Below are 4,332 nucleotides of genomic sequence, written 5' to 3'. Positions count from 1 at the left end.
GCCTTCATGGTTCGGGACTCACACCCTATAGATTGCACCCATGCCGGGCGCACGAAAAAAGCTGCCTTAGAGACAGCTCCGAACTTCAGCTAACGCACCTGTTTGTTGAATAAACAATTTAAAATCCATTACCCTGGAATACTATTCTCATTAATTCGATGGCTATAAAGTAAAGTTTCTCCAAACTCCTTTCTCACTTAGAAAAGAAAAAGAGAAAGATATAATGATTCCACATATCATTAAAACACGAAAAGTTGTTACTCCAGGATCAATTACTTGTGTTATATTCGCAGCAAAGAAACAAATAACCAAGATAATCAAAGTAAACGAAATAACCCCTAAATAATTTTTCATGTTTCCCTACCCTTCTTTTTTATTGAATTTTATTGCCCTTTAGTTTCATAAATAAAGAGCTGTTCATCACAGCTCTCTAAAAAACTAACCAGCTAATAGGATGTCAATATCTTTCTCTAAAAACCTGGTCAATTAAAATGGAAATAAAATCTAATGGAAAACGAACTTTCTTGTTAAACTAATGGGTGTTTTAGTAGAACAAGCCAATCTAAAAAAAGTCGCATCCACATAATCTTGTGGATACGACTTCCTATAAGGCCCAGTCACAGGGTTGCTGTCATAGACCGGAAAGTAGCGAACTATGACAGCAACCCCTGTGACTGGGCCTCTAACATAATTATTTTTGGGTATTTCCATTAACAATTTGAGTAAGTGCCTCTTTAGTTGGTGTAACTGGTCGTCCGAGAAGTTTTTCTAAATCATTGCTTTCGACTTCTAGTGTACCTTCTCGAATATCTTTCTGAACGGCAACAAGTATAGGAAGAAGGAAATCTGGTACGCCAGCACCTTTCATAATATCAGTATAGGTAGTGTCATCAACCAGTTGCACAGGTACTTCTTTACCTAATACAGTGCCAAGAGTGGAAGCAAGTTCTTCTTGAGTCATTAAGTTGCCAGAAAGCTCATAGATGGTGTTTTCGTGCCCTTTACCAGATAGGACAGCTGCAGCAGCTTCTGCATAGTCTTGTTGAAGTGCCCAGCCTACCTTGCCATTTCCTGCTGATGTCACCCATGGAGCTCCGGCTAGAACACCTTGAATACTTGAAATTTCATTCTCCAGGTACCAGTTGTTTCGTAAGAAAGAATAAGGAATCCCTGTTTTTAAAATAGCTTCTTCTGTTGCCTGATGAGTAGGAGCAAGGAAGTTTTTACTTTCCTTTGCATTCGATATGCTAGTATAAGCAATGAATTTGACTCCGGCACGCTCTGCCGCAGCTACCGCATTTGTGTGTTGTGGAATTCTTGTTTCGTTGTCACCATCCGCAGAAATGATTAATAAACGGTCAATCCCTTCAAAAGCAGTATCCAATGTTTCTGGATGGTCAAAATCTCCTTGGCGGATGTCTACTCCACGGGCACGAAATTGTTCGGCATTCTCTGGGTTTCTAACACTTACAGCCAGTTGATTTGCAGGTACGGTTTTTAATAATGTCTCAACAACTTTTGAACCTAACTTTCCAGTTGCACCTGTTACCAATATTTTCATCATTAATCTCTCCATTCTTTTGTTTAATTATTAAGCATGATCTAATATTATAGTTCTAGACGTTCTTTTGGAAGTAGTAACTTTTAATTAACATAGTCACAAAAAAAGTACCATTAGAGAGAGGGGTATTTATTATGGAACAAAAAGAAAATTGTCCAGTTACACAAATTCAAAACATCATTGCAGGAAAATGGAAAATCAGCATTTTATGGTATCTAAACCAACAGACAAGGAGATTTAACGAACTTCAAAGATTGTTACCTAATACCTCAAAAGGAATATTAACGCGTCATTTGAGGGAGTTAGAGGATGATCAAATGGTTCATAGAGAGGTTTATAAGGAAGTGCCTCCTAAAGTAGAGTACTCGTTAACCCCTTTGGGACAAAGCTTTATTCCGATACTAGATAGTATGGATGAGTGGGGTAAAAAAAATTTACAGAATAAGAAATAATTCTTCATTTTTACAGGACAAGTCTGTCCAAAATCAAGTGAAAATCATTCATCTATCATTTGGAATGACCGCATAAGAACAGATCCCTGGAATCTATATACCTCTTTGAAAGGGATGTAATCCTTGCACCAGAACCATATATTTAATATTTAAGCATCTTTATCTCAATATTTTCCACATTATTTCAACTTGCAAGTGATAAAATACTGGATTATTATTATTTAGGGAGGCTAAATAAATGACACATCCATTTAATAATAATATTGGATATTGGACAAAAAAAATATTCAAAGATTTTAATTATGAGTATGAGCAAAAGTTAGAAATGTACAATCTTACTGCTGCTCAAGTTAATGTACTTGAACAATTATGGGTTGTAAGAGATGGTATGACTCAAAAGGAACTACATGAAAATCTTAATATTCGCCCAGCATCTCTTACGAATCTTATTGATATTCTAGTAGATGGAGAGTGGGTTATTCGTAAATCAGATTCACAAGATGCTCGAATAAAAAGAATTTTTCTAACCGATAAAGGAATGGATCAGTGTAAGGTATGTATGGATATTATTGTAGAATTAGAAGAAAAAGTTAGAGAAGGATTTTCATCAGAGGAGATTTCTTTATTGCTTGTTTGGATGAAAAAACTCCATAAAAATATAAATAAATTATAATTTTACTATTGATATTCTATCAAATAATTTAGTTAAACTAAATAAATTATTTGATTCTTTGTAGAACAATTTACAAAATTTAATATATTATCCATTTTTTATTATATTTTTAGAAACAAGGAAGGAATGGAAAAATAAACATGTCAACAAATAACATTTTAAAAAAATTGGAAGAAATAACTGATCATTATATAGTAGAACTAAATCGGTATTCACCTGAACAGCTAAAATTAAAGCCTTCATCAGAAGAATGGTCAATTGGGCAGTTATATCACCACTTAATTGATTCAATTCATTCGACTTTACTACCGGCAATTGAAAATTGTATGAATAGGGACCAAGAAACTACAGAAGGAAAGACTGCAGATGGAGAAGAAATATTTAATATAGGGGAATTCCCTCCAACCCGAATCAAAGTACCTGGAAGACCACAACCAATAAATTCTAATAATCGTGAAGATATAAAAAAACTGATGACTCAAGCTATTGAAAAAGTAAAAAACTTGGAACCACATCTTCCATCTATTTTGTCTACTTATAAAAGTCCTCATCCTCGTTATGGATACTTAACAGCAACAGAATGGGTTCAATTAAGTGATATGCATTTTCGTCACCATTTGAGACAAAAGAAAAGACTGGATGAATGGTTATTTGATAAATAATAATTAGTTATATTGATATGAATTTTATATCTTAACATGTGAAGAATAAAATTTTGGAGGCAGTCCAATGCTTTATTATTACCTTTGTGCAGCTTTTACATTAATAAGTTCAATAGTCAGTTTTGGTTTTTCTATAGATGCTATTTTAAAGTCAAAAAAACTGAAAGATCATTCGTATACGAACGCAATGTACGCTTTTTCCAGAAGTTTATCTCTTGTTTTAGCCAGCTTTATTCCATTTTTTTATGAGAGTCATGCTTTTTTAGTAGCAGTGTCTATCGTAATGATTAGTGTACAATTTATTGATGGGATTATTGGTATGATAATTAAAAATACATTTAAAACTATCGGGCCTCTTTTAACAGCATTTGGGAATGGAATATTATTATTCTTATTATTTTTAAATTAAGCGCTCGTGGGTTCTGGTGTAAAAAACTATTCCTAGAAACATAAGAACCAGTCTCCTTTAAGTTGCTAGCTTATGCAGCTATTCCAAACAGTTTATGGATGAATTCTTTTTGATTATGGACAGACGTCACCCTTTGGTGAGTCTATTTCTTTTTAATCATACGCATGACTTTAACACTACTCAATATAGAAGTAGCTGTTTTATAAGATATAAATCCCAACATAGAACGCACACGTTTCTTAATAAATCGGTGATCTTGTTCCACGATATTATTGAGGTATCGAACTTGCCTTACTTGTACGCCTTCAGGCATATGTTTCTCTTCTTTTAACTTTTGAATCGCTACAGGATAGGTAGGATTCTTATCTACTGTTATGACACGAGGTTTGGACACATATGAAAAAGTCAAGGCTTCATTGGAATTGAAGAAGGGTTACTCTAACAATCGTAATCGGAAATAAAAAATAGCAATCGCTTATGAATGTTAAAAAACCAGATATCTAAATGATATCTGGCCTTATTTTTATTAATTCATTTCACCGCCACCACTTACTGGCATATAACTTCCTGTAAGG

5 protein-coding genes and 1 pseudogene are annotated in these 4,332 nt (G+C 33.9%); 4 read left to right on the top strand and 2 right to left on the bottom strand.

The annotated features are described in order from the left end of the window. Positions 1-691 precede the first annotated feature (691 nt). Positions 692-1,561, bottom strand: coding sequence for an SDR family oxidoreductase (locus ASU00_RS23975; protein WP_057915942.1), 870 nt, complete (start codon positions 1,559-1,561; stop codon positions 692-694). 134 nt (positions 1,562-1,695) lie between these two features. Between ASU00_RS23975 and ASU00_RS23970 the strand changes: the two genes are divergently transcribed. From ASU00_RS23970 to ASU00_RS23955, 4 genes are all read left to right on the top strand, one after another. Beyond that, positions 1,696-2,013, top strand: coding sequence for a winged helix-turn-helix transcriptional regulator (locus ASU00_RS23970; RefSeq protein WP_057915941.1), 318 nt, complete (start codon positions 1,696-1,698; stop codon positions 2,011-2,013). A gap of 238 nt (positions 2,014-2,251) precedes the next feature. Next, entirely contained in the window at positions 2,252-2,686 is a 435-nt protein-coding gene (locus ASU00_RS23965; protein WP_057915940.1) for a MarR family winged helix-turn-helix transcriptional regulator, read from the top strand. 140 nt (positions 2,687-2,826) lie between these two features. Next, positions 2,827-3,348, top strand: coding sequence for a DinB family protein (locus tag ASU00_RS23960; protein ID WP_057915939.1), 522 nt, complete (start codon positions 2,827-2,829; stop codon positions 3,346-3,348). Between the two features lie 67 nt (positions 3,349-3,415). Continuing rightward, complete coding sequence (locus ASU00_RS23955) at positions 3,416-3,757, top strand: hypothetical protein (protein ID WP_082630604.1); 342 nt, start codon at positions 3,416-3,418, stop codon at positions 3,755-3,757. A 70-nt stretch (positions 3,758-3,827) separates the two neighbouring features. On the opposite strand, the pseudogene ASU00_RS23950 reads toward ASU00_RS23955, so the two are convergent. Continuing rightward, positions 3,828-4,172 (bottom strand): annotated as a pseudogene (locus ASU00_RS23950) (DDE-type integrase/transposase/recombinase); the annotation flags it as partial. Positions 4,173-4,332: the final 160 nt, after the last annotated feature.

The organism is Peribacillus muralis (assembly GCF_001439925.1).
GTDB lineage: Bacteria > Bacillota > Bacilli > Bacillales > DSM-1321 > Peribacillus > Peribacillus muralis.
Note: the sequence above shows the minus strand (reverse complement) of the source record. Positions and strands in the feature narration are given on the sequence as shown.

Coding starts and splice junctions, on each gene's coding strand:
- ASU00_RS23970 (WP_057915941.1), top strand. CDS start 1,696: ATGGAACAAAAAGAAAATTGTCCAGTTACACAAATTCAAAACATCATT.
- ASU00_RS23965 (WP_057915940.1), top strand. CDS start 2,252: ATGACACATCCATTTAATAATAATATTGGATATTGGACAAAAAAAATA.
- ASU00_RS23975 (WP_057915942.1), bottom strand. CDS start 1,561: ATGAAAATATTGGTAACAGGTGCAACTGGAAAGTTAGGTTCAAAAGTT.
- ASU00_RS23955 (WP_082630604.1), top strand. CDS start 3,416: ATGCTTTATTATTACCTTTGTGCAGCTTTTACATTAATAAGTTCAATA.
- ASU00_RS23960 (WP_057915939.1), top strand. CDS start 2,827: ATGTCAACAAATAACATTTTAAAAAAATTGGAAGAAATAACTGATCAT.